Origin of the sequence: Cellulomonas sp. GbtcB1 (assembly GCF_019091725.1) — a bacterium.
Lineage (GTDB): Bacteria > Actinomycetota > Actinomycetes > Actinomycetales > Cellulomonadaceae > Cellulomonas.
In genome coordinates, this window is sequence record NZ_JAGXJG010000117.1 from 1 (window position 1) to 1,351 (window position 1,351).

Here is a 1,351-nt window from a genome sequence, read left to right on the forward strand (position 1 = left end):
ATGTTGTGCCCGATGTACAGCGGCGTGCCGGTCTCGGCGGCGGTCGTGAGCACCGCGTCGGCGTCCTCGAGCGTGATCGCGAGGGGCTTCTCGACGTACGACGGGATGCCGGCGCGCAGGAGCTGGACCGCGATCTCGGCGTGCGTGTCGTCGGGCGAGGTCACGATCGCGACGTCGAACCCGCCGGCCGCGATCAGCGACGCGGTGTCGTCGTGGACGGCGATGTCGCCGAACGAGGCGCGGGCGCGGGCGCGGCCGTCCGCGTGGATGTCGGCAGCGGCGACGACGGCGGAGCCGGGGCGGACGGTGGCGACGTGGTGCGCGATCGAGGACCGGGCGCCCACGCCGATGACGGCGACCCGCAGGCCGCTCGATCCGCTCGTGATGCTCGGTTCTGATCGAATCACCTGTGTTTCGCTCATGATGTGAGTGTAGACCGAACCTTGCGGCGGAGGGAACACCCGCACGCGGGCCGCTCTCCTACCGCGCCCCGGGCGCACGAAGAAGAGGACGGCGCCGCCCGGTCGGGGCGGCGCCGTCCTCTCCGTCGGGACGCGCGGGGGCTACGGCAGCACGAGGTCGACCTCGCCACCGAGCGCGCGCGGGAGGTGGGCGCGATGCGCCTCGGTCAGCTCGTCGCACAGCGCCCAGATCTGCTCCGGCGTGAGCGTCGCCGCGGCGTTGCCGTCCACCAGCACCGCCTGCCGCACCGCCCGCGGGTCGCCGGTCAGCGCCGCCTGCACGGTGAGCTCGGCGACCGACAGCATCGTCCGGTTGAGCGCCGCGCCCGCCGTCGGGATCGACCCCACCGCGACCGGGCGGACCCCGTCACCGTCGACCACGGCCGGCACCTCCACGACCGCCCCCTGCGGGAGGTTGTCGATGTACCCCGCGTTCGGCACGTTGACGTGGATCTTCCGCGCCGTGCCGGTCAGCAGCGAGTGGATGATCTGCGGCGCGTACTCCGCGGCGCCCTCGTCGGGCAGGTCGAGCGGCTCGCCGGCGGCCAGCTGCCGCCGCACCTGCTCCACCTCGGCCAGGTTCTTCTCCGAGATGTCGAGGTAGACGAGCGGCTCCAGCCGGTACTGCGCGACCTGCTCGTCCGACCGCAGGAACCAGGGCAGGTACTCCGAGGAGTGCTCCGACGTCTCGGTCGGGTAGTACCCGATCCGGCGGTACATCTCGACGCGCACCCGGCGCAGCAGCTCCGGGTCCTCCGCGAGCTTCGCCTCCAGCAGCGGGTACAGGCTCTCGCCGCCGCGCGACCACTCGGTGAGCCACGCCTGCCGGGTGCAGGGCTTCCGCTCGGCGCTCGTCGTGCCGAGCACCTACGGGCACGTGACCGTGCACC

Annotated in this window: 2 protein-coding genes; both read right to left on the bottom strand. The window is 73.1% G+C overall.

The genetic code is table 11. The annotated features are described in order from the left end of the window. A partial coding sequence (locus KVT14_RS19975) for a Gfo/Idh/MocA family protein (protein WP_217617260.1) occupies positions 1 to 422 on the bottom strand: 422 nt, incomplete at its 3' end. Between the two features lie 141 nt (positions 423 to 563). Further along, a complete protein-coding gene (locus KVT14_RS19980) occupies positions 564 to 1,328 on the bottom strand; it encodes a hypothetical protein (RefSeq protein ID WP_217617261.1) in 765 nt (254 codons plus the stop codon). Positions 1,329 to 1,351 lie beyond the last annotated feature (23 nt).